Genomic DNA, 25,944 nt, shown 5'->3' with positions numbered 1-25,944 from the left:
TCAGTAACTGATCTTCACTCCCGCAAAGTAGGAACGCGGCAGGCCGGGACCGTAGATGTAACCCGAGTCGCGCAGTTTGCCTTGGTCGAAGTCTTTCTGATAGGCGTTGAAAAGATTCTGCACGCCGGCATTTACCTGAAGGGTGATGTTGTTGTAGAGCGTGAAGTCGTACGCAGCTTTCAGATTCATTTCCCAAAAGTCGGGGGTAGTTTCGGCACGGTCTTTCTCGATGTAGCCGGCACGGTGCTCTACCAGCATACTGCCCGTATACGTACCTGACAGGGCAATGCTCAACGGCTTCACCGGACTGTAAGTCAGCGTCATATATCCATAGGTATCGGGCGTGCGGAAAATACGTTTCTCCAGAGGAACAGTCTCATCGTCGCTCCACCGACGGGCTTCCTTGTACTCGGCTTTCTGTAAGGTAACGCCTGCCTGAAGCTGAAGCACACTGAGCCAAGCCAGTTTGCCTTCGAGCGTCATGCCGTAGACGCGGGCTCCCTTTTCGTTGTAACGCTCGTTCTTCAGAATACCGTTCTCGGTACCAATCTCGCGCAAAGCAAATACGTCGGACAAGTCGGTATAGAAACCTTCGAGTAACAAGTTACCCTGCCAGGCTCCCCAGCGGTGATACATATCGGCCGAAAGGCTGAAACTGCGCGACTTTTCTTCACGCAAGTCCTTGGCCAGTTGAATCATGGACACTCTGCCACCTACATTCTCCACATGCAAATCCTCGTCGAAAGCCTGCGGAGCACGGAAACCTACGGAGTAAGCGGCACGGAAGTTAATGTCCTTTGTCGGGTTGTAGCGCAGATTAACGCGCGGACTGAAAATGACATGGTCTATCAGGTTGTGCTTGTCCAGACGTCCTCCCACGAGGAAGCTCCAGCGGTCGTTTTTCCACTCGTTCTGCAAGAAAGCACCGGCGATGCGTACCGTCTGGTCGATGCGGCGGTTGTAGCCCCACATGTTGTCGTGCATGGCATCCTGATTATACTCTACCCCACCCGTCAGGTCGGCAGGCAGGAAGAGACAACGGTCGAAGTGGTAAACGTATTGTGAACCAACTACCCACGTCAGGTCGGTAGTAGCACCGTAAGCGTCGAGCGAATGGTCGCCACCGTAGTAACTGTCGCGGTCGATGTGCTGCACGGAGGCATAAACGTTCATGCGGTGCTTCTCGTTGGGCGAAAAATAATCGAACTTCACACTTCCGCTGTTGATGCTGTGCTGGGTCTGCTCGGTGATGTCGGTCTCGTGAGGCGGACGGTCGAGCAAATTGCCACCACGGCGGAATTCCTGCAGATGATGGTATTCAAAGGTCAGTTTGGAGTAAGTACTCGTCTTGAGATACGAACGGAAACCAACTGTTTGGTTACGCAACTGGGGCAGCTCGGTAAAGCCGTCGCCGTCGTAATCGAAGCCACTGCGCTGGCGGTTCTGTCCAAAGACGTAAATACCTGCCTTATGGTCATCGGTCACCAACGAAGCGTTCATGGTCGTATTATTGTCGAACACCGAAAGGCCGCCCACGCCCATAATGGTATGTCCCAGCTGGGCAGAGTTGCGCAACGGTTCTTTGGTAATGATGTTGATGGTTCCCGCAATGGCCGATGCGCCAAACAGTGCCGAACCTCCTCCACGCATCACCTCCACTCTCTCTATCATGTTGGCCGGTATCTGTTCCAGTCCGTACACTCCTGCCAAAGCACTGAACACGGGGCGCGAGTCTATCAGAATCTGCGTATAAGGACCGTCAAGGCCATTGATGCGTACTTGCTGGAAACCACAGTTCTGGCAGTTGTTCTCTACCCGCACACCCGGCTGAAAGTTCAGTCCCTGTGCCAGTGTGGTTGAATTGGTCTGTTCGAACAGCTTGAAGTCCATGACATTGACCAGCGTAGGAGCCAGACGACGGGTTGTTTCGCTGCGGTTAGCAGTCACCACTACCCCGTCCAATGCCACGAGGTCTTCTTCCAGTTCGAAGTTCTCTTCCAGCGTAACGCCTTTCTTCAGCACAACGTTACGTGTCAAAGTTTTATATCCCACGGCACTGACCTGCAGTACGAACTCGCCTTCGGGCAGATTCTTCAGGAAGTAATGTCCTGTTCCGTCGGTTAGCGTACCGATAGTGGTACCTTTCAGTGAAACAGATATATAAGAAAGGTGTTCTTTGGAGTGTTTCTCAAGTACATGCCCCACAATGTTGGCATCCGATTTGTTCAAGTCTTCGGCAAAGGTTGTGGCTGGCAACAGTGCATAAAGCACCGCCACCACAAGAAAAATATACGTTTTCATGTGTCTTCTTTCTATAAATTAATAAAATGAGGAAAAGGGTAGATGTTTCCAAATAATCCATGGTGAATCCATGACACATCTACCTGTCATACAAATATAAATCGCGTCAGTCAGAAGACACAAACGGGAGGGGCACGCAAACGAAGGCCGTTTTCCTGTCGTGACAGACAAAGCCGTACCACACGGGGCACCGCCAATACGTTCAGCAAAACCAAGAAACAGGAAACGGCAGTCAGCAACGACGGAAGCGAAGAAGCGGTATAATGGCCCAGAAAAAATATCGTCTCGGCCTGATCCGGCGTATGCTGATGATTGGCTTGGAAGGGATGCGAGTGCACAATAATAACCCCGTTCACCACATGCGAGTGGTTGAACAGTGTGATTCCTCCCCAATACATCAAGAACAACAGGGGAAGAAAGAACTTCATGATGCGACGCAACTTCTCCAAAGAAGATTTATATGATTAAATTTGAAGCCGCAAAGATAAGGCTATTTATGCTAGTAAACAAACTTCAGGAATAACTATATATAGGTATTCCCAAATATTCTCCAATTCCACCCTCGTTCTCCCATGAATCTCCTATTTTTGTACCTCTACATCCTAACCACGCAATACATGAAACAAATTCCTAAAAAAAATCGTTTCTTTGCAACCTTGCCGGGGGATGTTCCGTCTAAACAGACAAAGAACCAAAGAAACTAAAAACAAACGAATATGAAACGCATCCTTTTACTTCTGGGCCTGATGGCCGCCATTTGCTTAGGAATACAAGCTGAAAACCGCACCGTGACCGATAGCGTAAACGGAAAGAAACGTGTCATCGAACTGACGGACACCACGATAAACGGACAACGGATTACCGACACACTGAGTATCACCATCTATGAAGGTAGCAGCACCTACAGCGACGACGAACCTTACCAACACCATAACAGTAGCAGCGGCCTGCAATGGGTAGGCTTTAACTTCGGCGACGAAGCGCCCGAAACTATCATTGCCATGACTGCCATTATCTTCGTGTTCGGCCTGCCGGCACTGCTCATTTTCATCATCTTCTATTTCCGCTACAAGAATCGGAAAGCCAAATACCGCCTGGCCGAACAAGCACTGGCCAGCGGACAACAACTACCTCCCGATTTCTTCAAAGAGGTTGAAAACCGTGACTTGCGCAGCCGTGGCATCAAAAACATCTTCCTCGGCATCGGACTGTTCATCTTCCTGTGGGCTCTGACAGGCGAATTCGGTCTGGGCTGCATCGGTTTGCTTATCATGTTTACAGGTTTCGGACAGGTAGTCATCTACTATACCCAACCCGAACGTAACAACGGTGCCCCTTTCATCCGAATGGAACGCGAAGGGAAATATACCAAAAAAGAAAATGATTCTGACGCCCAAAACGAAACACAACGATGAACCAACTCAACGACTTATCGCTGATTGCGCAGGTCGTAGTGTTTCATAATAACAGGGCCTTCGACCAGTTGGTCAGAAAATACCAGTCGGCCGTCCGACGGTTTTTCCTGAACCAGACTTGCGGCGACAGCGAATTGAGCGACGACCTGGCGCAGGAAACCTTCATACGGGCCTACACCAATCTGGCTTCGTTCCGCAACCTGTCCAGCTTCTCTACCTGGCTCTACCGTATTGCTTACAACCAATATTATGACTATCTTCGCAGTCGGAAAGAGACAGACGACCTGGACACTATGCGGGTAGATGCCCAATGCAGCACCCGACAGCCAGACACTGGCCTGAAGGCAGACCTGCACCGCGCACTCGCTACACTGAAAGACATAGAACGTACCTGCATCACCCTGTTCTACCTGGAGGACCAGAGTATCGAAAAGATAGCAGGAATCACCGGATGCCCCACGGGAACCGTAAAAAGCCACCTTTCGAGGGCCAAGGAAAAGATGGCAACTTACTTAAAACAGAATGGTTATGACGGAAAATAATGATAAACTACTGGAAAACTTCTTCGCCGAAAACCGGCAGGAAGTAGCCGACAACGGATTCAGCAGACGAGTGATGCACCGCCTGCCCAACCGGAACAGCCGTCTGGCACGCCTGTGGACGGCTGGCGGATTTACGCTGGCTGCCGTACTGTTTGTCCTGATGGATGGTCTGCAATTGGTATGGGACACTTTGCGCGAAACATTCACCACAACCGTAGCCAACGGCATGGAACAGGCCGACCCACGTTCGATAGCGATAGCCTTGGGCGTCCTTTTGTTCCTGATGTACCGCAAAATAGCTTCGCTGGCTTGAATAAACGTTTTTTCGTAAAGGAAAAACATTTTTATCGATGATATGTTATATCTTTGCCCACTTAAAAAACTAAAATGGCAAAGAAAGTTTTAATACATATCACCGTCAGCCTGACTATGTTCCTGCTTCTGTTTGCAGGGTATGTGCATGCACAAAGCACCAGCGACAGCATCGTCATGAACCGGCTGAAACAAATGGGAGCCCCATTGACCTATAACAACAAAGTGGAATTGCTGATGAATGGTCACGACAAGTTCACCGACCTGTTCGAAGCCATTCGCGGCGCCCGACATCACATCCATCTGGAATATTTCAACTTCCGCAACGACTCCATCGCCAACGCCCTGTTCGACCTGTTGGCCCAGAAAGCGGCCGAAGGCGTGGAAGTGCGTGCCCTGTTCGATGCTTTTGGTAACTGGTCGAACAGCAGCCCGCTGAAGAAAAAACATTTGGAAGCCATTCGCAAACGAGGCATCGAAATCGTAAAATTCGACCCCATCACCTTTCCCTGGTTCAATCATGCCGCCCACCGCGACCATCGGAAAATCGTAGTGATCGATGGGAAGATTGGCTACACGGGAGGCATGAACATAGCCGACTATTACATCAAAGGTTTACCCAAGATAGGCGAATGGCACGACATACATGCACGCATCGACGGCGATGCAGTCCGCTACCTGCAGGGCATCTTCCTGACCATGTGGAACCGCGAAACCGGACAACACATCGGCGGACCGGAATACTTTCCGGACACGCCCCAGCTGCCGGACAGCATTGCCGAAGAAATCATGATTGTAGACCGTACGCCGCGTGAAACACCGCGCTCCATCAGCCGAGCGTACGCCACTTCCATACGTGCGGCCGACAGCCTGATCCGGATTGTAAATCCTTACTTCGTACCCACCAAATCCATTCGTGAAGCCCTCAAATACGCCCTGAAAAAAGGAACACAGGTCGAGATTATGGTGCCCAAAGTATCCGACGTGCCGTTTACGCCCGAAGCGGCCTTCTACATCCTGCACAAACTGATGAAGCGGGGAGCCAAAGTATATCTGTTCAACGGCGGTTTCCATCACTCCAAAGTTATGATGGTGGACGACAGCTTCTGTACCGTAGGTACGGCCAACCTGAACAGCCGCAGCCTGCGCTACGACTACGAAACCAATGCTTTTATCTTCGACCCCGAAACGACAGCTGAACTGACCGAGATGTTCGAACATGACAAAGGACGCAGCACACTGCTGACTCCCGAAGTGTGGAAAGAACGTTCGGCATGGAAAAAGTTCGTGGGATGGTTCGGCAACCTGTTTACGCCGTTCCTCTGACCTGTCTGTACGCTGTTTGTGGGACACTTGCACGGCTCGCGAACAACACAAGTGTCGAACAAATGGATTGCAAGTGTGGCTCACGAGCCGTGCAAGTATCCCACAAAGCCCCTCCTGAAAGCCCACTAAGTTTTTTAAAGTCGGCAGTACCGATTTATCACCAAAAGAATTAACTTTGCAACGGCCTTGTTTCTGAAGACGGAATAGGTTCGGTATAGAAATAGCAGAAATACAGCTATTTACAGGACCAATAAACGTCTGAAAGAAAGGGTTGGAATCTCTCTATCAGTAACTATATCCTTGCAATGAAACAATATTTAGACCTACTCAACCGCATACTGACCGAAGGCGTCGAGAAAAGCGATCGTACCGGAACAGGTACCATCAGCGTGTTCGGACATCAGATGCGTTTCAATCTGGAAGACGGTTTTCCCTGTCTGACAACCAAAAAACTGCACCTGAAATCCATCATTTACGAACTGCTCTGGTTCCTGCGGGGCGACACCAACGTGAAGTACCTGCAAGACCATGGTGTGCGCATCTGGAACGAATGGGCCGACGCTGACGGCGATCTGGGACACATCTACGGCTATCAATGGCGTTCTTGGCCCGACTATCAAGGTGGCTTCATCGACCAGATCAGCGAAGCGGTAGAGACCATCAAGCACAATCCTGACTCGCGCCGCATCATCGTAAGCGCCTGGAACGTAGGCGACCTCAACAACATGAACCTGCCTCCCTGTCACGCCTTCTTCCAATTCTACGTGGCCAACGGGCGGTTGAGCCTGCAACTGTATCAACGCAGTGCCGACACCTTTCTGGGGGTTCCGTTCAACATCGCCTCGTATGCCCTGCTACTACAGATGATGGCACAAGTGACCGGCCTGAAAGCAGGCGACTTTATCCACACACTGGGCGATGCACACATCTACCTGAACCATTTGGAGCAGGTAAAGCTGCAACTGACGCGCGAACCACGTCCACTGCCGCAGATGCGCATCAATCCGGATATAAAAAACATCTTCGACTTCCAGTACGAGGACTTCGAACTGGTGAACTACGACCCGCATCCGCACATTGCCGGAAAAGTATCTGTATAACCCTGAAACAAACCTAAGATATATGATCAGCATCATCGCCGCCGTCGACCGCCGCATGGCCATCGGCTACCAGAACAAACTGCTGTTCTGGCTGCCCAACGACCTGAAACGTTTCAAAGCACTGACCACCGGACACACCATCGTCATGGGACGTAAAACTTTTGAGTCGCTGCCCAAAGGCGCGTTGCCCAACCGGCGGAACATCGTCCTGTCGTCCAACGCCGCCACCGTATGTCCTGGTGCCGAAGTGTTCACCAGTTTGCAGGAGGCGCTGGAACATTGCAGCAGCGATGAAGACATCTACATCATTGGCGGCGAAAGCGTCTACCGTCAGGCTCTTCCGCTGGCCGACCGCCTGTGCCTGACCGAAATAGACGACGAGGCACCACAGGCCGATGCCTATTTCCCTACCGTCGATCCCGCCGTATGGAAAGAAAAAAGCAGGGAGTCTCATCCTGCCGATGAAAAACATCCCTGCCCTTATGCCTTTACCGACTACGTAAAGAAGTAGCCAATCCCTGTCAAGCCGCACAATCAAGCGTCCAGCTCGTCATCCTCGCCTTCCACCACAATCGGCATCTGGCGCTTGATGGCTTCGTGGAACGAAATCAGCGTTTCGGTCCGAGCCAACCCCAGCGGTTGCAACTTGTCGTGGATAATACTCAGCAAGTGGTGATTGTTGCGGGCATACAACTTGATGAACATGTCGTACTTACCTGTCGTAAAGTGACACTCCACAATTTCAGGAATGGCCTCCAATGCCTTTGTCACGGCATCGAACGAAGCAGGATCTTTCAGATAAATGCCGATATAGGCACAAGTCTCGTACCCGATTTTCTCCGGATCAATCACAAATTCCGAGCCTTTCAGTATGCCCAGATTAGTCAGCTTCTGAATGCGCTGATGGATGGCAGCACCCGACACGTTACAGGCACGGGCTACTTCCAGAAAAGGTATACGCGCATTGTCAGCAATCAGTTTCAAGATCTGTTCGTCTAAAGTATCCAATTGATGATGTCCCATTTTCGATTCAAATGATTAATAAGTAACTTACTTTATTCCCGTGTTCACACACGGCTTTTGTGCAAAGTTAGTCATTTTTTTCTCGTTTTCTATCCGATTTATAACTTTTATGACAAAGAAAGAAATAAAATTGCAGATGCAAAACAAAGCACGTATCTTTGTGGATATAAATAAATGCTAACGAATATGAGAAAAATTGGATTGTTCCTGATAGGTTTGTGCATGTCTGCGGCTGCATCTGCACAAAACTTCAACGACTATTTTGCCGACAAGACGCTTCGGCTGGACTATATCTTTACCGGAAACGCAACCCGACAGGAAATCTGCCTGGACGAACTCTGCTCCCTGCCCGGATGGGCCGGACGGAAACACCATCTGGACGAATTGCCCCTGGAAGGAAACGGACAAGTGGTCGTAAAAGACCAGCAAAGCGGAAAAGCCATCTACAAGACATCTTTCTCATCACTTTTTCAGGAATGGCTGGAGACTGACGAAGCACAGCAGACGGTAAAGGGATTCGAAAATACTTTCCTGATTCCCTACCCGCTCCGTCCGGTTGAAGTAGAAATTACGCTGTTCGACCTGCGCCGCAACGTACAGGCAAAGCTGAAGCACATCGTCAATCCCGACGACATCCTGATTCACCACAAAGGACAGTCGCACATCACTCCGCACAAATATCTACTGCAAAGCGGCAGCGCCGAACAGTGCATCGATGTAGCTATCCTGGCCGAAGGATATACACCCGACGAAATAGAAACCTTCTATCAGGACGCCGACATCGCCTGCGAAAGCCTGTTTGCCCACGAACCGTTCAAAAGTCTGAAGTCGCGTTTCAACATCGTAGCCGTTGCCAGCCCTTCGCAAGACAGCGGCGTAAGTATTCCCCGTTTGGGCGAATGGAAGCACACGGCATTCAGCTCACACTTCAGCACGTTCTATTCGGACAGATACCTGACTACCTCGCGCATAAAATCCATCCACGACGCACTGGCCGGCATCCCTTACGAACACATCATCATCCTGGCCAATACCGAAGAGTATGGTGGTGGAGGCATCTACAATTCGTACACACTGACTACAGCCCATCATCCGCAATTCCGTCCTGTAGTGGTACACGAATTCGGCCATAGCTTTGCCGGACTGGGCGACGAATACTTCTACGATGACGATGTCATGTCGGGCATGTATCCGCTGGATATCGAACCGTGGGAACAGAACATCACTACCCGCGTCGACTTTGCCTCCAAGTGGGAAGATATGCTGGCTCCGGGCACACCGGTTCCTACGCCAACAGAGCAAAGCGAGACTTATCCCGTAGGCGTATACGAAGGCGGAGGCTATTCTTCGAAAGGCGTTTACCGTCCGGCCGACGACTGCCGCATGCGTACCAACAGTTATCCAACTTTCTGCCGCGTATGTCAGCGTGCCATCCAACGGATGATTGATTTCTATACCAAATAATCACCTTATAACCCATATTTCTATGATTACATTCGAACGTATCACCGACTCACGCTCTCCGCATTATCAGTACATGGAGCAACTGCTGGTGGCGTCTTTCCCGACAGACGAATACCGCGCTTTAGAAGAAGAACGGGAATATACCGACTCAAAAGAGATCTTTTATAACAACATTATATTGAACGACGGCGCCCCCATCGGACTTATCACTTACTGGGATTTCGGACAGTTTTATTATGTGGAGCACTTTGCCATCGATCCTGCACAACGAAATGGTGGCTATGGCAAAACGGTACTAAACAAACTTTGCGAGGAACTGCACCGTCCCATCGTACTGGAAGTAGAAACACCTGTAGAAGAAATGGCCAAACGGCGCATCGGATTCTATCAGAGACAAGGATTCAGCTTATGGGAAAAGGAGTACCTGCAACCTCCTTACAAAGCGGGTGACATGTACCTGCCCATGCACCTTATGGCATACGGTAATCTGGAATGTGAAAAATCTTTTGATGAAATAAAGAATCTTATCTATCGGGAAGTATACAACGTGAAATAAGAATACTTACCCCCATTTTTCTCCCTAGTTAGGAAAAAATATTTTCCTAACTGGGGAATTTTATTTTCCTAACTGGGAAAAAATCCGGCCCCAGTTCCGAAGATTTTTCCAAGTATATTTCAAGGTGTTTTGAGTCGTTAATTATTTCCTTCCTAAGCCATAAGTCAACGAGTAGATGCAGCCGCTAACTATTCACTCGACAAGCCGTCAGTTAACCACTCAGCATACCGTAAGCAGTACTCTATCATCATGACGATACAGGAGGACAAACTGATCACTTGAAAACGAGAGGATATAGCAAAAAAGAGGCCGGATCAATAAGACCCGGCCTCTCTTTTTATAATTCACCGATTAACAATTACTGACGTGGTTGTGCAGAATAGTTAATCTTCAATGCATAAGCTTTACGAAGAGCTTCCTTGATATCGGTTACGATACCCATCTTGGTATCCTGATCGACCTTCAAAGAAACGGTCATCAAAGGCTGATCAGATTCTTTCATACTGGCACGTTCACCAATAATATAATCCTGAATCTCAGAAACCTCTGCATAACTATCATTCAACTGGATACGGCTCTCATTACCTAATTTCTTACGGAACTCGGCAGTAGGCTTTCCTACATAGATGAACGTAACCAATGATTTCTTCTCCAGTTTTTCCAATTCTGTACCTTGCGGAACCTTAAACTCAACCTTTAATGTTACTTCACGCATTGTTGTTACAATCATAAAGAAGAACAACAGTGAGAAGATAAGGTCAGGCAGAGAAGAAGTGTTCAACGCAGGCATTCCGCGTTTACCAGATTTATTAAATTTTCCCATTACTTCTTTTCTCCGTACTTTTTAGGTTCTGCCTCAGAAATCATCTGAGGATAAATTTTACGAATTGCTTCTTGCTGTACTTCATCCAGATCAGCATAATTCTTACCCCATTTTTCCTGAGCTACTTCGTCACGCAATTCATTGTATGCAGCAACCAGCTCATTCTGAACAGCGATATATGCCTTGTAAGAAGTACCACGGTCACAACGCAAAGATATTACATGCTTCTCTGTTACTTGAACAGTTCCGAAGAACGGTACTTCTACCGCATATTTTTCCGGAAGCTTTTCATCATTGTTCGGATTAGCAATGAATTCCTTAGCTCTATCACGCAGTTGATCTACGTTAATATAGTCTTCACCACACATCAACTGGTCTTGTAAGTTCAAGAAGACTTGCAATACATTACGCTCCTTCAACTTGATATCATCTTTCTGTTGGTTTTCCTCGGGTGGTGGCGGCAAACGTCTTGCCAATCCACGGTCAGTATCCATAGAAGTAGTAATCAAGAAGAAGATGAGCAACAAGAAAGCCATGTCCGCCGTTGAACTGGAGTTGATTTCAGGTGTGCTTCTTTTTCCTTTTGCCATCTTATTCTTCTCCTAAATTATTTAAGTTTCTTCGAAATTCCAAAACCTACAATTAACAGGATGAGTACACCCATCATAATATAAGTGGAATACAAGAACATATCAGTGATCTTCAACCAAAACGGTACGTTCTCTGTACCTTCATAACCCGGTATTACCAAGGGAACATCACTGCCTACCGAATAAGTCACAACCAACAGCAGAACAATCATGATAAGTCCCAACAAAGATCTAATTGCCGTTTTAGGAGAATCAACCAACTTAGATCCAAACTGGAAGATAGCACCTGCTATCGTAATGAATACAGTAACAGCGAGCAAAATATACATCCAGTAAATCAATGCATCTGTCTGTGCAGGTTCCGACATGGAAGTATCTGCGACTAACCGTTGGGATACAGGAGTTTCCCCTCCGAAGAAGAAGAGTCCCAGTATTACCACCGTAATGAGAAGCATTACCAATAATACAGAACCTGAAACTTTTTGAATTCTAATTTTCATATCGCAGATATATTATTATTTTTTGTACTTCAGGTCATATTTAATGAGCATATCCAAAAGCGTAATAGAAGAATCTTCCATTTCGCTGGTCAAAGCTTCAATCTTAGTCAGGATATAGTTGTAGAATACCTGCAGAATCAAAGCAACGATCAAACCGAAGATAGTAGTAATCAAGGCCACTTTCATACCACCTGCTACAACCGTCGGAGAGATATCACCTACTTGTTGGATCTTATCGAATGCCTGCACCATACCGATTACAGTACCCAAGAATCCCAATGACGGAGCCATCGCAATGAACAATGTGATCCAAGAGCAACCTTTTTCCAGGTAACCAGCTTGTACACCACCATAAGAAACAACAGACTTCTCAACAACATCAATACCTTGGTCAAGTCTCAGCAGACCTTGATAATAGATAGATGCGATAGGACCTCTTGTGTTACGAGCGATGTCTTTAGCAGCTTCTACATCACCTTTTTCCAAAGCAGCTTCGATAGCAGCCAAGAACTTCTTTGTGTTAATTTCAGCCAAGCTCAGATAAATGATACGTTCGATGCAGAATGCAAGACCGATAACCAATGCAATAGCAACGAAACTCATGAAGAATGCAGAACCTTCGATGAATTTTGTTTTCAATTCCTTGTGGATACCACCTTCAGTAGCTTCTACAGCTGCAGGAGCAGCGGCTTCAGCGGGAGCTGCTTCAACAGCCGGAGCAGCTTGTTCGGTTTGTTCAGCTGCAGGAGCATCTTGAGCCTGAGCAAGTTGAGTTGAGCCAAATGTTAAGACTCCCATCACAGCAACAATTGCAAATAACTTTTTCATTGTGTGTCTAAATTTTAAGATTAATTAATTAATTTATTTTATTATATTTATTTGTTTCACAATTAATCAAAATCTGCGGAGAGACGGGGATTCGAACCCCGGATACCCTTTAGGGGTATACACGCTTTCCAGGCGTGCCTCTTCAACCACTCGAGCATCTCTCCTAATCAATGCCCCTTATAAATCGGGTGCAAATTACAAAAAAAATGCGAATAATCTGCGTTTTCAGCTACAAATGTATTCTTTTTTTCGTTCTTCCGGTGCATTCTCCCCGTTTTATATTGAATAATATCTCAAAATTAATAAACTTTAAAATCTTCGGAACGTTATTTGAGCATTCCAAACACTTTTAAGGCATTTTCAGAAGTCACCAACGAAACCTCTTCCGGCGTCTTGCCGTACACTTGGGCAACTTTGGTAAGCGTATCTCTGACATAAGCACTCTCATTTCTTTTTCCCCTATTGGGAACCGGAGTAAGGTAAGGGGAATCCGTTTCCAGTACCACACGTTCCAAAGGAATCTGAGCTAACACACCAGGCAATGTCGATTTCTTAAAAGTAACCACTCCATTAATCCCTAAACAGAACCCTTGAAACTCAAGAAGGCGTTCCGCTTCTTCTTGCGTTCCCGTAAAACTATGAAAGATGCCAGTTAAAGGCGTAGCTTTGTAATCTGCTAATACCTTATATATATAATCAAAAGCTTCACGACAATGAATCACGATAGGCAGGCCGTATTCCAATGCCCATTCAACCTGTTGCCTGAACACAACCTCCTGTTCTTTTACGAAGGTCTTGTCCCAATAAAGATCCATACCGATCTCGCCAATTGCCACAAACGAATTAGGTTCTTTCAGATAACGGCATACAACTTCCAATTCCTGAAGATAATCATCCTTCACCGAAGTCGGATGAAGCCCCATCATCGGATAACACAAATCTTTATAAGCAGCGCAAACCTGCAACAGCGGCTCAACGGTGGTACTGTCTATATTGGGCATAAAGATATGAGTTACCCCTGCCTGCCGGGCACGTTCCATTACTTCAGGCAAATCTTCCGAAAATTCTTCCAGAAACAAATGCGAATGCGAATCTACCAACTTTATCATCTTACTTACTTTATCTGCTTTTCACCGGTACGGTAATAATAGACCAGCCCATAACTTCTGCACAGGTCCAGTCTCTTTTCATTTGGACTAACCGCCTCGAACTTACGTTCAACCTGATTCCAAATATCCAAAATCAGTTCATCTGCCTCGGCACGCATTGAAGAGAGTGCTTCGAGACTCCGAGCCGTAGCCTCCTGATACTCCTTCTGCCGTTCACCACTGTCCATAAAAATATCATAGTGTACCTTTACCTTAGCAATAGTCGGATTATAAATCGGCGTTCCTCCTTGAGACAGACGACGAGTTTCTCCGTCTATGATTTTTCGCCCCCATGACGCCAGTTGAGTTTCGGATGACAAATCGGGCACATTACAACTTTGTGGTTCCAAGCCATAATATTCTTTATGCGATGAACGGATTTCCGAACGTATTACCGCTAAATTCAACACCTGAATGAAATGTGAAACATACAAACGAGCCATTTTTACATTAGATTGGTGTTTCTGACCAGCCTTTGCCTGCCTCGCAAAGCATTCGGTATAGTAACGCTGTGCTGCTTCAAACTTCACAAGAAACCGCCTGGCCGCCGACAACGACTTCCAGGATATGGCCATCGCATCACCGTTGCACATATCCGCCTTCGTTATGACAGCTTTCAAAGCCCTGATTCTGGCCTGGTCAGTATTCGGTAGTCTTCGGTAAGGCATTACATCTGTTTAAACCTATCAGACTTCACGATGCATCAGTTCGTTCATCATCGTTTCCAGTTCCTGTTTGTTTTCCGCAGGAACATTCACCCGGTTCAGACTTTCCGACGCCCGCTTGCTGTACTCCACAATTCGATTTTCACACAAAGCCTTCACTCCGATCTCGTTGTACAAACGGGTTACAGCAGCAATTTTCTCCTGCGGATCGAAAGCCTCACGGGTAAACCAATCGTTCAATAAAGCTTCCTGGTCGGTATTGGCATGTTCAAAAGCCTTTATAACCAGATAGGTCTTCTTATTGCACAGGATATCACCTCCGATGTTCTTTCCAAATCGAAGCGGATCGCCATAAACATCCAGCAAATCATCCTTCAGTTGGAATGCCAGTCCTAGATTTACGCCAAAATCATATAAAGCGTCCGCATCTTCCTTCGAAGCACCTCCTAAAATAGCTCCGATTTTCAAACTGGCAGCCAGCAGAACCGATGTTTTCAAACGAATCATTTCAATATATTCACCTTCCTTCACATCCTTACGCTGTTCGAACTCCATATCCAACTGCTGTCCTTCACATATTTCCAAAGCGGTCAGACTGAACAAATCCATCACGTCCTTCAACTTTTCGGAAGCGCATTGCGCCATAAACTGATAGGCCAACACCAGCATGGCATCGCCCGAGAGAATGGCTACATTATCATTCCACACCTTATGCACGGTTACCTTACCCCGTCGCATGTCTGCGCGATCCATCAGATCGTCATGCAACAAAGTATAGTTATGATACACCTCAATACCCGTAGCAGGTTGCAAAATCGACTTAACATCTTCCCTGTACAGATTATAAGCCATCAGCATCAAGACGGGACGGATTCTTTTTCCACCAAGCGATAAAACATAAGAAACAGGATCATACAGTCCTTTGGGAGTACGGGTAAATTGCAATCCGGCAATATGCCCCCTTACAATATCAAGTAGCTCTGAAGCCGTAAACATAGTAAATAGATCTTTTTTATCTTGAAAGAAGAGAGAACAAAAAGAGGCTGCTTAAAGCAGCCTCTTCTTTTTTTATATAAACTTTATTACTGCAATCTAAACATTACAGGCACTGTGTATTTTACACGTACGGGTTTACCACGTTGCATACCCGGTTTCCACTTCGGCATAGTACCAATCACACGGAGTGCTTCTTTGTCCAGATAGGGGTCAACACCTCTCAATACTTTTGCGTCTACAATACTACCGTCCTTGTTAACCACGAACTGTACTGTAACACGACCCTGAGTACCATTTTCCTGTGCGATAGTCGGATACTTGATGTTCTTGCTCAAGTACTGCATCAAACCAGCCATACCACCATCAGGAAATTCCGGCATCTGTTCTACAACCTCGAAGATTGTTTGTTCTTCCGGTTCTTCCTCTTCTACAGCAACAGGCACGTACTTGATTTCTACAGCCTGGCCAGTTTCCTCAGAAGAAGCAATTGTAGTTTCTTCTACATCAGCATCGTCCTCCACAATCGTCAAGGTCTCAGCAATAGACGGAGCCTCGGGAGGAGGAGGCGCAACAACTTCCGGTTGTTCGGTGATAGGAATTTCAATTTCCTCTTCAAATACAACATCGGTTACAGCTTGGCTTGTATCGATCTTCACATCGCGTTTCGTCCATTCGAACGCAACGAACATAAAGGCAAGCACGATTACGTAACCGACAAGCAGCCATGTAGACTTTTTGTTCTCCAAGTCTGCCTTAGGTGTCTTTTTAATTTCCATAATCTATAATAATAATTTTAGTGTTTCTCATTTGGGGCAAATATAGCACTTTTCCTACGAATGTTCACGCTTGGCTGTGTTTTTTTACACAATAGACCTTGCATTTTTATTTTTTTAATCCTTAAAAGGGCTTTATCTGCTTTTGTGCTACAAAAGTAACGAGATATTTTAAAAATACCCGTATCTTTGGCAGGATTTTTAAACGAAATGTCGAAAAACATTCTGATTAAAGCCAAAATCGAAATACACCTTATTATATATACACTCTTATGAGAAAGATTACAATTGCCATCGACGGATTCTCTTCTTGCGGGAAAAGCACCATGGCCAAAGACCTGGCCCGTGAGATAGGTTACATTTATATCGATAGTGGAGCCATGTACCGTGCCGTGACTTTATACAGCATCGAAAACGGAATCTTCCACGGGGACGAAATCGACAAGGAAAAACTGAAAGCACAGCTTGGCGACATACATATCAGTTTCAGGCTGAACGCCGAGACCGGACGCCCCGATACCTATCTGAACGGAGTGAACGTAGAAAACAAAATCCGGACCATGGAAGTATCGGCCAAAGTAAGCCCGATCGCCACCCTTGATTTTGTTCGTGAAGCAATGGTAGCACAACAGCAGGCAATGGGAAAAGAAAAAGGAATTGTAATGGACGGACGCGACATCGGTACTACCGTATTTCCGGATGCCGAACTCAAAGTGTTTGTTACCGCTTCGCCCGAAATACGCGCTCAACGCCGCTACAATGAGTTGAAAGCCAAAGGAGAAGCTGCCAGTTTCGACGAGATACTGGAGAACGTAAAGCAAAGAGACTACATCGACCAGCACAGAGAGGTAAGCCCGCTGAAAAAGGCCGAAGACGCTTTATTGCTGGACAACAGCCACCTGTCACTGACACAGCAAAAAGAATGGCTGAAGGAACAGTTCGAACGGATTACCAAAGCTTGAACAGGCAGACAGGAGGACAAAGATATGGTGAAAGTAGAAATAGATGAAGGATCCGGATTCTGCTTCGGAGTAGTAACCGCCATCCGCAAAGCCGAAGAAGAACTGGCCAATGGAGGAACTCTTTATTGCCTGGGCGACATCGTACACAACAGCCGCGAAGTAGAACGGCTGGAAAACATGGGACTGACAACCATCAACCACGAGGAATTCAGACAACTGAAAAATGCCAAAGTACTGCTTCGTGCCCACGGTGAGCCACCCGAGACATACGAAATAGCCAGACGCAACAATATCGAAATCATTGATGCAACCTGCCCCGTAGTCCTCCAGCTGCAGAAAAGAATCAAGCAGGAATTCATGGCAGAGGAAAGCAGTGACAAACAAATCGTCATCTACGGCAAGAACGGACATGCCGAAGTGCTTGGACTTGTTGGGCAGACCAACGGAAAAGCCATCGTCATTGAAAAACTGGAAGAGGCTCAGCGACTGGATCTCACCAAAGACATCCGGCTTTATTCGCAAACGACCAAATCGCTCGATGAATTCCGACGTATTGTAGAATATATCAAGGTACACATCTCCCCCGGTGTTTCTTTCGAATACTACGATACAATCTGCCGCCAGGTAGCCAACCGCATCCCCAACATCCGGAAATTTGCCTCTTCGCACGATCTGATATTTTTCGTCAGCGGCAAGAAAAGTTCGAACGGGAAAATGCTCTTTGCCGAATGCCAGAAAGTCAACCCAAATTCACATCTGATAGACAACGCGGCTGAGATAGACAACAATCTGCTCACAGGCGCCTCCTCCATCGGTATATGTGGAGCGACTTCTACTCCCAAATGGCTGATGGAAGAAATATCGGATGCCATAAAAGAAAGACTAACAAGCCAGAAATAGTCCTTTTCAGGAATTAGAAATTAACGTAAATTATCAGTCACGCCCTTGGGTTTTTCGTATCTTTGTGGCGAATTATTAACTTAAAAAAAGATTGTTATGGGAACAATTAAGTGCATCGGAATCTTGACTTCCGGAGGAGATGCTCCGGGAATGAACGCAGCCATCCGTGCTGTGACACGTGCAGCCATCTACAACGGACTTCAAGTAAAAGGTATATATAGAGGTTACAAAGGACTGGTGACCGGCGAGATTAAGGAATTCAGAAGCCAGAATGTCAGCAACATCATCCAGTTGGGAGGAACCATCCTGAAAACGGCACGTTGTAAGGAATTCACTACTCCCGAAGGCCGTCAGCTGGCTTACGACAACATGAAGAAAGAAGGCATCGATGCACTCGTCATCATCGGCGGTGATGGTTCGCTGACCGGTGCACGTATCTTCGCTCAGGAATTCGACGTTCCGTGTATCGGACTGCCGGGTACCATCGATAACGACCTTTATGGTACAGATACTACCATCGGATATGACACCGCCCTGAACACTATTCTGGATGCTGTCGACAAAATCCGTGATACAGCGACCTCACACGAACGTCTGTTCTTCGTCGAAGTCATGGGACGTGATGCAGGCTTCCTGGCACTGAACGGCGCTATCGCTTCAGGAGCCGAAGCTGCCATTATCCCGGAATTCAGCACAGAAGTGGACCAATTGGAAGAATTCATCAAGAACGGTTTCCGCAAATCAAAGAACAGCAGTATCGTGCTGGTAGCCGAAAGCGAACTGACCGGAGGAGCTATGCACTATGCCGAACGTGTGAAAAACGAATATCCGCAATACGACGTACGCGTTACCATCCTCGGCCACTTGCAACGCGGTGGTAGTCCAACGGCACACGACCGTATCCTGGCCAGCCGCCTGGGTGCAGCAGCCATCGATGCCATCATGGAAGGCCAGCGGAACGTCATGATAGGTATCGAGCACGACGAAGTGGTTTATGTCCCCTTCACCAAAGCCATCAAGAACGACAAACCTATCCAAAAGGAATTGGTGAACGTTTTACGCGAACTTTCTATCTGATACACAAGATTACCAACCGGCATAGCCGGTCTATCATATAAAAGTACATGTGTGTCAAATGAAGGAGCCTCTTTCTTCATTTGGCACACACTTTTTTTGCCAGCTATCGACATCTTCTATGCCGCAGCTTACTTATTATAGCCACTTCTCTACAACAATTTCCGTACGGTTCCACAGTTCTCCCATTTGCCAGTGGTGCAAATATTTATCTGACAAATGCTTCGGGCGACAACTTACATTCAGTGTACCAGTCCGTTGTCCGGCTTCCTCGTCCAACAGCAGACTGATAGCTGTAGCCGCTCCCTTACGGGGCGTACGGATAAACGGACGAAACAGAATATCTGTCAGCGGATCGAACCACATGTGCATCGTAATAATATCTGTCGAAACAATACCCGGATCGGCAGCATTTACCACAATGCCACGCTCCTTAACCCTGCGTGCCAAGTCGATGGTAAACAGCGTCAGCGCCAATTTGGTATTACTATAGATAGGAATACGCCAGAAAGCTCCTTTCTTGCCCCGCAGAAAGAAGTCGGGAAAATCAAGTTTCCCGATGGCATACGTACACGACACCATATTCACCACCCGGCTCCCCTCACCCATCAGCGGCAACAGCTTGCGCGTCAGAAGATAAGGTCCCACGTAATTGACGCTGACCGTACGCTCCAGTCCGTCGTTTGTAATGTGCAGGCCGGTTTCCATCGTTCCGGCATTGTTCATCAACAGTGAGATTCTTTCTCCTTGCTCCAGCAGGCGGTTGGCAAACGCAGCTACCGACTCCAGCGAAGCCAGGTCGATGCCCCGCACTTCAATGTCGGCATTGCCTGTTTCCTCAACCAGCATTCTGCGCCGCACTTCGGCTTTAGCCGGATTGTAGCAGGCCATCACTACCCGATAGCCCGCACGGGCTACGGCACGAGTGATCTCAGTCCCCATGCCGCCGTCCGCTCCTGTTATTACAGCCAGTTTCTTCTTATCCATACGCCTACCCCCTGCTTTCGATGCGTTCAATCTCTTTCTTCAGGCAAGGCGGCAACTCTTCCTTCAACCGTTGATGGCATGCCATGTCGATGCTGTACATACGGGCAATGCAGTAGTTGCTGTGCCGACACGAGCAGCGTGCATTCTCTTCCGCCTTCATACGATTCACAAAGCCCGGTTCGTTAAGTAGTGCGCGACCCATTTGCACAGCCTCGAAACCGCAATCCAGCACTTCGTCAATCTTCTGCCGGGCCACCAGTCCGCCTACATAGACCAAAGGCATGGTGAGCGCCTTGCGGAACTTCAAGGCATCTTCCAGGAAATACCCCTCCTTGAAAGGCACGGTAGGAATCATCCATTTGCCTACCATACGTACTCCGTACTTCAGCCACCAGCAATCCATATAGTGGGTCATGGTACGGATGGGCATCTCGCCGCGCATCACGTACATAGGTGCCTTGCTCACAAAGCCACCGCTCAACACCAGCGCATGGGCACCGCTTTGCTGCAACCGCTGCGCCACCTGCAACGACTCGTCCAGCTCCATACCTCCACGGAAGCCGTCGCGCATATTCATCTTCACCAATACGGCCATGTCGTTGCCGGCTGCCTTCATTACCTCGTCCATCACCATGTCCATGAAGCGCATGCGGTTTTCCAACGAACCGCCGAATTCATCTTTGCGATGATTGGTAGAAGGCGAAAGGAACTGACTGATAAGATAGCCATGCCCGGCGTGAACCTCCACAGCATCGAAGCCCGACTCACGCGCCAGATTCACTGCATGGCCGTAAGCACGAGCCATTTCCGGAAGTTCGTCGGCACGCAGGCCACGGACAAACGTAGGCGAATAAAGGTTGAAGCCGCTACTGGCTCCTACGGGCATACAGCCACAGATGCTTTTGTGTGACATGTTGCCGCAATGTCCTAACTGGATGCTGGCCGCAGCACCTTCGGCATGAACGGCATCGGTCAGACGGCGCAAGCCAGGCACAATCTCCGGACGCATCCACAACTGACGGTCGAAGGAAAGGCCGCTACGGGTAACGGCAGCATAAGCCACTGTCGTCATACCCACACCACCCGCGGCTACGGAGCGATGATAGTCGAGTAGCTGTTCCGAAGGCTTGTTGCCCGGACACATACTCTCGAAGGCCGCCGAGCGGATAGTACGGTTACGCAGCGTCAGCGGACCTATGGTTACAGGGGTAAACAGTTTAGAGTTCATTTATCTATGTTTCTTTAAGATTCAGATATAACATATTTTCCAATCGCGGACAATACGAGCGGATGCAGACCAGAGTTAATATATAAAAGGTATCACCCTCTTCCGCCCTCCTACCGCCTCATCGCCAAACTCCTCACGATAACGTTTGTGGATGGCATCGGCACGGGGCACCAGGTTGGCAAACGTCCACCAGACAAACACCCAGGCTGCCGGCGACGCGGTCAGTATGGCAAAGCCCGTCCACTCCACCAGTTCGCCGAAATAGTTGGCCGAAGTGACATAACGGTACAGGCCACGGGCAGGCAGATAATGCTTCGTATCGCCCGGACGGCGCAGATGACGGATGACATGATCGGAATGCAGGTTGATGCCCATGCCCACTACGAACAGCAACAATCCTGCCACGGCATGAGGTTTCAGGAAGTAATCCATACCGCCGTCATAGAGCCCTTCCGGTGCAAAATAGAACAACCCGCCGGCCTGCATCATTCCGTTCAGCACATTGAACACAATGCCCATCACCATAATGGCCAGTGGCATGCGGCTTTTTCCTTTCATCAGGAAAGGGAAAATGAACGAACGCTGAAGATAGTGAAGCTGAAACAACAGGAAAAACACATATACCGGCATGGAAAAGCCCATGCCACTACGCCCCCACAGCCAGAACATCACGACAAACACAGGCGCCTCCATCAGCATCCAGGCCAGCTTGTTGTTGATGGACAGTCCCCACGACGAGGTGCGGAACATACCGTAACCGGCCTTTACAAAATAGAGTGCCACAAACACAAACAGTGCCACGACACTCATCACTATCAGAAACAAGTGAAACTTTTCTACATCCATAACTGTCTCATTTATGCGTACAAATATAGTGAAAACTAAAACAATGGAATAAGTTTTATCCGAATTAAAATAAAGAATGACTACCTTTGCACTCATGAAACAGGAAAAAGAGACAAACAGCCCCAGCCTCCACCTGCAGCGTCAGCAATTGCTGTTGCGCATGGAGTACGAATACGAGAAGGAAGAGTTCCGCCGCCAGACCGAAACCATGGGCGTAGCACGCAAGGTGAAGCGTGGCCTGTGCTGGTTTCCCGCCACGGCCGGACGCAGCTACTACAACTCGCTCAACCAACTGGTGCTGGAAGTGACACGCACCGAAGATACCGACATCGAGCACTCGTTCGAGTACGGACGCCCCGTCTGCTTCTTCCGCCAGACGGCGGACGGCAGCCTCAACTATTACAACTTCCAGGCCACCGTCAGCTATGCCGACGACACACGCATGGTGGTCGTCATGCCCGGCGCGGGTGCCATCCTCGACGTGCAGGGAGCCGACCGCCTGGGCGTGCAGCTCTACTTCGACGAAACCAGCTACCGTACCATGTTCGAGGCACTGAACGATGTCCTCCGGGCCAAAGGCAACCGCTTGGCCGAACTTCGCGACACACTGCTGGGCACTTTGAAGCCCGGCTTCCGCGAACTCTATCCCGTCCGCTTCCCTTGGCTGAACCGCACGCAGGAATCGGCCGTCAACAAGGTATTGTGTACCCGCGATGTGGCCATCGTCCACGGCCCTCCCGGAACGGGCAAGACGACTACGCTGGTCGAAGCCATTTACGAAACGCTGCACCGCGAACCGCAAGTGCTGGTGTGTGCTCAGAGCAACACGGCTGTCGATTGGATTTCGGAAAAGCTGGTGGACCGTGGTGTCAACGTACTGCGCATCGGCAACCCTACACGGGTCAACGACAAGATGCTGTCCTTCACCTACGAGCGTCGCTTCGAGTCTCACCCCTCATATCCCGAACTGTGGAGCATCCGCAAGGAACTTCGCCAGCTGCACGGCAAGTCGCGCCGTGGCACCTACGAAGAACGTGAAGGCATACGCAGCCGCATCTCCCGCCTGCGAGACCGCGCCACAGCCTTGGAAGTGCAGATCAATGCCGACCTCTTCGACTCGGCTCACGTCATTGCCTCCACACTGGTCAGCAGCAACCACCGCTTGCTGTCGGGCCGCCGCTTCGGCACCCTCTTCATCGACGAGGCAGCACAAGCACTCGAAGCCGCCTGCTGGATAGCCATCCGCAAGGCCGACCGCGTCATTCTGGCGGGCGACCACCAGCAACTGCCGCCCACCATCAAGTGTTACGAAGCGGCACGCGGCGGACTGGAACGTACGCTGATGGAAACCCTCGTTACCCGCAAGCCCGACACGGTCTCCCTGCTCACCACACAATACCGCATGAACGAAGCCATCATGCGCTTCTCGTCCGACTGGTTCTACGACGGCCAACTGCAGGCCGACCCCAGCGTACGCCACCGCAGCATCCTCGACTGGGACACACCCATCTCGTGGATTGACACCTCGGAAATGGACTTCAAGGAAGAGTTCGTAGGCGAAAGTTTCGGCCGCATCAACCGGCAGGAAGCCGACCTGCTGCTCAGCGAGCTGGAGAAATACATCGCCCGCATCGGCGGACAGCGCATCCTGGACGAGCGCATCGACTTCGGCATCATATCGCCTTACAAGGCACAGGTGCAATACCTGCGCAGCAAGCTGCGTGGCAGTGCCGTCTTCCGCCCCTACCGCGACCTGATGAGCATCAACACCGTAGATGGTTTTCAGGGTCAGGAACGCGACGTCATCTTCATCAGCCTGGTCCGTGCCAACGAAGAAGGTCAGATAGGTTTCCTCTCCGACCTGCGCCGCATGAACGTAGCCATGACCCGTGCCCGCATGAAGTTGGTCATCCTAGGCGAAGCCGCTACACTGAGCCGGCATGCGTTCTACAAGAAGCTGCTGGAGTACATCAAGCAATAGTGTACCAATCAGCCAACAGTTATGTAAAAACAGTGCAACAGTTACTGCACTGATAGTGCAGTAGGCTGTGCACTCACAGTGCAGTAGTTATTGCACTACAAGTGCAGTAACTGTTGCACTCGTAGCGTAGTAGTTAGTAGATGTCTTTACCCAATTGAACTATACGTATTTTAGTCTTACAAACAATGTCAACAGACAGTTTCCCAAGAACAGTTTCTGCCTAAATAGACAAAATGCACGTTTTTGCACGCTCGTTTTGTTGCTCAATTCTTGCTATTTACTCATATTTGCAACAAAAAAATAAAACCATGAAAAAGAAACTACTAACACTCATTGCTTGCTGTGCGCTGCTTGCAAGTTGCAGCTCCAACAAGAGCAACCAATCTGAGAAAGAAGAAACGTTAAAAGTCTCTACAGAAAAAGTAGAATTGACTGATTCGGCCTTTTTTGCCCAAACCCGTATCTTGCCGCTTGAAACGACCGACGCTTCTTTGGTCCAGAGTATCAATGCCATCTGTATGGCTGGCGACACACTGTTTCTGCTGGACAACAGACAACAGAAAATCTTCATTTTCGACGGAAACGGGAAGTTTATCAATGCCATTCATGACATCGGCAACGGTCCGAAAGAATATGTTGCCCTGAGTGACATCAGCATACAAAACGGACTTCTGGCCGTCCTGTGCAACCGGCCTTATAAAATAATGTATTATTCCTACGACGGACAATTTGTCAAAGAACGGAACGTCTCCGACTATTTCCGGAACTTTGCCACAACCGACCGCTATACTTACTATTATAGTACAGCCCCTTTGGGCAAACGTATTTTCAATGTGTATGATGAGCAAAACGGAACGGAAAAGCAGATACCTTTTCCCGACGGTAAATACATGGGGGCAGAAGCTCAGGAAGAGGGAACAATATATCGCGTAAGCGCCGGCAGGCAGGTCACCGAAGGGCACAGCGTACTGTTCACCTGGCCTTTTGACTATACCATTTACAAAGCCGACAACGGAGAAGTAAAAGCCCTGTACACAATCGATTTCGGTGAAAGGACACTGCCCAAGGAACTGCTTGAACAACCGATGAATGTTTTCGAGTTTACACAACTCTGCGCAAAGGAAGGATACGTCCACACCATTGAAGATATGGTCGAAAACGAAGACTACCTGATTTTCAAGACCAACCCGTGGATTTTCTTAATAGACAAACAGGAAAGAACCGTGAAGCCATGCAGCTTTATACGGGTAACGGAATTTATGGGCGGCGGAAGCAACGATTATCTTGCCGTCAAGGGGACAGACATGCTGGCCCAGTCCTATCCGCCCTTCCTATTCAAAGGACTGATGCGGAATGTGATTGCCCAAAACCTTCTGCCTCATAACGAACTGGCAGACCAATTTGCCCGCGTGTACAAAGAACTGAAAGACGAAGACAATCCGGTCCTGTTACTGTTCCAGTTTCCAAGGAAGTAAAAGGCCAGGACCTGCCGAAACAGCCGTGAAGTTTCACCCTATATCACTTATACTAAGCGCATTGCGTTGAAAGGTAAAAGAAGAACTTTCGTTTTTTTGCGGATTTGCGTCACCGTGGTGAAACTTCAT

General features: G+C 48.5%; 27 protein-coding genes and 1 tRNA gene. 13 read left to right on the top strand and 15 right to left on the bottom strand.

The genetic code is table 11. The features are described from left to right. Positions 1–2,301, bottom strand: a complete 2,301-nt coding sequence (locus BQ5591_RS06275; protein ID WP_071148795.1) for a TonB-dependent receptor — start codon at positions 2,299–2,301, stop codon at positions 1–3. 110 nt (positions 2,302–2,411) lie between these two features. Continuing rightward, positions 2,412–2,729 carry a hypothetical protein gene (locus tag BQ5591_RS06270; protein ID WP_235817079.1) on the bottom strand — a complete coding sequence of 106 codons (318 nt, stop codon included), beginning with the start codon at positions 2,727–2,729 and terminating at the stop codon, positions 2,412–2,414. A 288-nt stretch (positions 2,730–3,017) separates the two neighbouring features. Between BQ5591_RS06270 and BQ5591_RS06265 the strand changes: the two genes are divergently transcribed. From BQ5591_RS06265 to BQ5591_RS06240, 6 genes are all read left to right on the top strand, one after another. After that, the gene (locus BQ5591_RS06265) at positions 3,018–3,716 is read left to right on the top strand and encodes a DUF6249 domain-containing protein (RefSeq protein WP_071148793.1); all 699 of its coding nucleotides are present in this window, start codon (positions 3,018–3,020) and stop codon (positions 3,714–3,716) included. Further along, entirely contained in the window at positions 3,713–4,258 is a 546-nt protein-coding gene (locus tag BQ5591_RS06260; RefSeq protein ID WP_071148792.1) for an RNA polymerase sigma factor, read from the top strand. Before BQ5591_RS06265 ends, BQ5591_RS06260 begins: the two co-directional genes overlap by 4 nt. Then, positions 4,245–4,571 carry a DUF5056 domain-containing protein gene (locus tag BQ5591_RS06255; protein WP_071148791.1) on the top strand — a complete coding sequence of 109 codons (327 nt, stop codon included), beginning with the start codon at positions 4,245–4,247 and terminating at the stop codon, positions 4,569–4,571. Before BQ5591_RS06260 ends, BQ5591_RS06255 begins: the two co-directional genes overlap by 14 nt. Positions 4,572–4,747: 176 nt before the next feature. Continuing rightward, a complete protein-coding gene (gene cls, locus BQ5591_RS06250; RefSeq protein WP_071149360.1) occupies positions 4,748–5,896 on the top strand; it encodes a cardiolipin synthase in 1,149 nt (382 codons plus the stop codon). A 305-nt stretch (positions 5,897–6,201) separates the two neighbouring features. Then, positions 6,202–6,996 (top strand): thymidylate synthase, encoded by a 795-nt coding sequence (locus BQ5591_RS06245; RefSeq protein ID WP_071148790.1) that lies wholly within the window; start codon positions 6,202–6,204, stop codon positions 6,994–6,996. 22 nt (positions 6,997–7,018) lie between these two features. Further along, entirely contained in the window at positions 7,019–7,507 is a 489-nt protein-coding gene (locus tag BQ5591_RS06240) for a dihydrofolate reductase (protein ID WP_071148789.1), read from the top strand. Positions 7,508–7,530: 23 nt separating this feature from the next. On the opposite strand, the gene BQ5591_RS06235 is transcribed toward BQ5591_RS06240, so the two are convergent. After that, entirely contained in the window at positions 7,531–8,019 is a 489-nt protein-coding gene (locus BQ5591_RS06235; protein WP_071148788.1) for an Lrp/AsnC family transcriptional regulator, read from the bottom strand. 186 nt (positions 8,020–8,205) lie between these two features. Here BQ5591_RS06235 and BQ5591_RS06230 point away from each other — a divergent pair, with 186 nt between their 5' ends. Beyond that, positions 8,206–9,483, top strand: a complete 1,278-nt coding sequence (locus BQ5591_RS06230) for an IgA Peptidase M64 (RefSeq protein ID WP_071149359.1) — start codon at positions 8,206–8,208, stop codon at positions 9,481–9,483. Positions 9,484–9,505: 22 nt separating this feature from the next. Then, positions 9,506–10,039 carry a GNAT family N-acetyltransferase gene (locus BQ5591_RS06225; RefSeq protein WP_071148787.1) on the top strand — a complete coding sequence of 178 codons (534 nt, stop codon included), beginning with the start codon at positions 9,506–9,508 and terminating at the stop codon, positions 10,037–10,039. 358 nt (positions 10,040–10,397) lie between these two features. On the opposite strand, the gene BQ5591_RS06220 is transcribed toward BQ5591_RS06225, so the two are convergent. The 9 genes from BQ5591_RS06220 to BQ5591_RS06180 form a co-directional block, all read right to left on the bottom strand. Then, entirely contained in the window at positions 10,398–10,862 is a 465-nt protein-coding gene (locus BQ5591_RS06220) for an ExbD/TolR family protein (protein WP_071148786.1), read from the bottom strand. After that, the gene (locus tag BQ5591_RS06215; RefSeq protein ID WP_022164427.1) at positions 10,862–11,452 is read right to left on the bottom strand and encodes an ExbD/TolR family protein; all 591 of its coding nucleotides are present in this window, start codon (positions 11,450–11,452) and stop codon (positions 10,862–10,864) included. Before BQ5591_RS06215 ends, BQ5591_RS06220 begins: the two co-directional genes overlap by 1 nt. A gap of 17 nt (positions 11,453–11,469) precedes the next feature. Next, positions 11,470–11,952 (bottom strand): hypothetical protein, encoded by a 483-nt coding sequence (locus BQ5591_RS06210; protein ID WP_022164428.1) that lies wholly within the window; start codon positions 11,950–11,952, stop codon positions 11,470–11,472. Positions 11,953–11,967: 15 nt separating this feature from the next. Then, the gene (locus tag BQ5591_RS06205; protein WP_022164429.1) at positions 11,968–12,780 is read right to left on the bottom strand and encodes a MotA/TolQ/ExbB proton channel family protein; all 813 of its coding nucleotides are present in this window, start codon (positions 12,778–12,780) and stop codon (positions 11,968–11,970) included. Positions 12,781–12,856: 76 nt separating this feature from the next. Continuing rightward, positions 12,857–12,944: transfer RNA gene (locus BQ5591_RS06200), tRNA-Ser, on the bottom strand. A gap of 162 nt (positions 12,945–13,106) precedes the next feature. Next, positions 13,107–13,886, bottom strand: a complete 780-nt coding sequence (locus BQ5591_RS06195; protein ID WP_071149358.1) for a TatD family hydrolase — start codon at positions 13,884–13,886, stop codon at positions 13,107–13,109. 8 nt (positions 13,887–13,894) lie between these two features. Next, complete coding sequence (locus BQ5591_RS06190; RefSeq protein ID WP_071148785.1) at positions 13,895–14,596, bottom strand: hypothetical protein; 702 nt, start codon at positions 14,594–14,596, stop codon at positions 13,895–13,897. An 18-nt stretch (positions 14,597–14,614) separates the two neighbouring features. After that, on the bottom strand, positions 14,615–15,589 hold the full coding sequence (locus BQ5591_RS06185; protein ID WP_071148784.1) for a polyprenyl synthetase family protein: 975 nt from the start codon (positions 15,587–15,589) through the stop codon (positions 14,615–14,617). Between the two features lie 86 nt (positions 15,590–15,675). Next, entirely contained in the window at positions 15,676–16,365 is a 690-nt protein-coding gene (locus BQ5591_RS06180; protein ID WP_071148783.1) for an energy transducer TonB, read from the bottom strand. Positions 16,366–16,634: 269 nt separating this feature from the next. On the opposite strand from BQ5591_RS06180, the gene cmk reads away from it, so the two are divergent. From cmk to pfkA, 3 genes are all read left to right on the top strand, one after another. Then, positions 16,635–17,324 (top strand): (d)CMP kinase, encoded by a 690-nt coding sequence (gene cmk, locus BQ5591_RS06170; protein WP_071148782.1) that lies wholly within the window; start codon positions 16,635–16,637, stop codon positions 17,322–17,324. A gap of 24 nt (positions 17,325–17,348) precedes the next feature. Further along, positions 17,349–18,224 (top strand): 4-hydroxy-3-methylbut-2-enyl diphosphate reductase, encoded by an 876-nt coding sequence (locus BQ5591_RS06165; protein WP_071148781.1) that lies wholly within the window; start codon positions 17,349–17,351, stop codon positions 18,222–18,224. Positions 18,225–18,320: 96 nt separating this feature from the next. Then, the gene (gene pfkA, locus BQ5591_RS06160) at positions 18,321–19,301 is read left to right on the top strand and encodes a 6-phosphofructokinase (protein WP_022164438.1); all 981 of its coding nucleotides are present in this window, start codon (positions 18,321–18,323) and stop codon (positions 19,299–19,301) included. A 135-nt stretch (positions 19,302–19,436) separates the two neighbouring features. Here pfkA and BQ5591_RS06155 read toward each other — a convergent pair whose 3' ends face one another. The 3 genes from BQ5591_RS06155 to BQ5591_RS06145 all read right to left on the bottom strand — a co-directional run bounded on the left by BQ5591_RS06155 (position 19,437) and on the right by BQ5591_RS06145 (position 22,359). Further along, positions 19,437–20,285, bottom strand: coding sequence for an SDR family oxidoreductase (locus BQ5591_RS06155; protein WP_071148780.1), 849 nt, complete (start codon positions 20,283–20,285; stop codon positions 19,437–19,439). A gap of 4 nt (positions 20,286–20,289) precedes the next feature. Continuing rightward, positions 20,290–21,513, bottom strand: coding sequence for an NADH:flavin oxidoreductase (locus tag BQ5591_RS06150; RefSeq protein ID WP_071148779.1), 1,224 nt, complete (start codon positions 21,511–21,513; stop codon positions 20,290–20,292). 75 nt (positions 21,514–21,588) lie between these two features. Further along, positions 21,589–22,359 carry a DUF1295 domain-containing protein gene (locus BQ5591_RS06145; RefSeq protein ID WP_071148778.1) on the bottom strand — a complete coding sequence of 257 codons (771 nt, stop codon included), beginning with the start codon at positions 22,357–22,359 and terminating at the stop codon, positions 21,589–21,591. Between the two features lie 76 nt (positions 22,360–22,435). Here BQ5591_RS06145 and BQ5591_RS06140 point away from each other — a divergent pair, with 76 nt between their 5' ends. Beyond that, entirely contained in the window at positions 22,436–24,340 is a 1,905-nt protein-coding gene (locus tag BQ5591_RS06140; RefSeq protein WP_205410622.1) for an AAA domain-containing protein, read from the top strand. A 308-nt stretch (positions 24,341–24,648) separates the two neighbouring features. Next, entirely contained in the window at positions 24,649–25,815 is a 1,167-nt protein-coding gene (locus BQ5591_RS06135; RefSeq protein ID WP_071148777.1) for a 6-bladed beta-propeller, read from the top strand. Positions 25,816–25,944: the final 129 nt, after the last annotated feature.

The sequence above is a fragment of the Bacteroides ndongoniae genome (assembly GCF_900108345.1).
Classification (GTDB): domain Bacteria; phylum Bacteroidota; class Bacteroidia; order Bacteroidales; family Bacteroidaceae; genus Bacteroides; species Bacteroides ndongoniae.
Note: the sequence above shows the minus strand (reverse complement) of the source record. Positions and strands in the feature narration are given on the sequence as shown.

Coding starts and splice junctions, on each gene's coding strand:
- BQ5591_RS06230 (WP_071149359.1), top strand. CDS start 8,206: ATGAGAAAAATTGGATTGTTCCTGATAGGTTTGTGCATGTCTGCGGCT.
- BQ5591_RS06220 (WP_071148786.1), bottom strand. CDS start 10,862: ATGGGAAAATTTAATAAATCTGGTAAACGCGGAATGCCTGCGTTGAAC.
- BQ5591_RS06150 (WP_071148779.1), bottom strand. CDS start 21,513: ATGAACTCTAAACTGTTTACCCCTGTAACCATAGGTCCGCTGACGCTG.
- cmk (WP_071148782.1), top strand. CDS start 16,635: ATGAGAAAGATTACAATTGCCATCGACGGATTCTCTTCTTGCGGGAAA.
- BQ5591_RS06255 (WP_071148791.1), top strand. CDS start 4,245: ATGACGGAAAATAATGATAAACTACTGGAAAACTTCTTCGCCGAAAAC.
- BQ5591_RS06205 (WP_022164429.1), bottom strand. CDS start 12,780: ATGAAAAAGTTATTTGCAATTGTTGCTGTGATGGGAGTCTTAACATTT.
- pfkA (WP_022164438.1), top strand. CDS start 18,321: ATGGGAACAATTAAGTGCATCGGAATCTTGACTTCCGGAGGAGATGCT.
- BQ5591_RS06180 (WP_071148783.1), bottom strand. CDS start 16,365: ATGGAAATTAAAAAGACACCTAAGGCAGACTTGGAGAACAAAAAGTCT.
- BQ5591_RS06140 (WP_205410622.1), top strand. CDS start 22,436: ATGACTACCTTTGCACTCATGAAACAGGAAAAAGAGACAAACAGCCCC.
- BQ5591_RS06145 (WP_071148778.1), bottom strand. CDS start 22,359: ATGGATGTAGAAAAGTTTCACTTGTTTCTGATAGTGATGAGTGTCGTG.
- BQ5591_RS06135 (WP_071148777.1), top strand. CDS start 24,649: ATGAAAAAGAAACTACTAACACTCATTGCTTGCTGTGCGCTGCTTGCA.
- BQ5591_RS06165 (WP_071148781.1), top strand. CDS start 17,349: ATGGTGAAAGTAGAAATAGATGAAGGATCCGGATTCTGCTTCGGAGTA.
- BQ5591_RS06190 (WP_071148785.1), bottom strand. CDS start 14,596: ATGCCTTACCGAAGACTACCGAATACTGACCAGGCCAGAATCAGGGCT.
- BQ5591_RS06155 (WP_071148780.1), bottom strand. CDS start 20,285: ATGGATAAGAAGAAACTGGCTGTAATAACAGGAGCGGACGGCGGCATG.
- BQ5591_RS06245 (WP_071148790.1), top strand. CDS start 6,202: ATGAAACAATATTTAGACCTACTCAACCGCATACTGACCGAAGGCGTC.
- BQ5591_RS06260 (WP_071148792.1), top strand. CDS start 3,713: ATGAACCAACTCAACGACTTATCGCTGATTGCGCAGGTCGTAGTGTTT.
- BQ5591_RS06240 (WP_071148789.1), top strand. CDS start 7,019: ATGATCAGCATCATCGCCGCCGTCGACCGCCGCATGGCCATCGGCTAC.
- BQ5591_RS06235 (WP_071148788.1), bottom strand. CDS start 8,019: ATGGGACATCATCAATTGGATACTTTAGACGAACAGATCTTGAAACTG.
- BQ5591_RS06215 (WP_022164427.1), bottom strand. CDS start 11,452: ATGGCAAAAGGAAAAAGAAGCACACCTGAAATCAACTCCAGTTCAACG.
- BQ5591_RS06270 (WP_235817079.1), bottom strand. CDS start 2,729: ATGAAGTTCTTTCTTCCCCTGTTGTTCTTGATGTATTGGGGAGGAATC.
- BQ5591_RS06225 (WP_071148787.1), top strand. CDS start 9,506: ATGATTACATTCGAACGTATCACCGACTCACGCTCTCCGCATTATCAG.
- BQ5591_RS06185 (WP_071148784.1), bottom strand. CDS start 15,589: ATGTTTACGGCTTCAGAGCTACTTGATATTGTAAGGGGGCATATTGCC.
- BQ5591_RS06275 (WP_071148795.1), bottom strand. CDS start 2,301: ATGAAAACGTATATTTTTCTTGTGGTGGCGGTGCTTTATGCACTGTTG.
- cls (WP_071149360.1), top strand. CDS start 4,748: ATGAACCGGCTGAAACAAATGGGAGCCCCATTGACCTATAACAACAAA.
- BQ5591_RS06265 (WP_071148793.1), top strand. CDS start 3,018: ATGAAACGCATCCTTTTACTTCTGGGCCTGATGGCCGCCATTTGCTTA.
- BQ5591_RS06210 (WP_022164428.1), bottom strand. CDS start 11,952: ATGAAAATTAGAATTCAAAAAGTTTCAGGTTCTGTATTATTGGTAATG.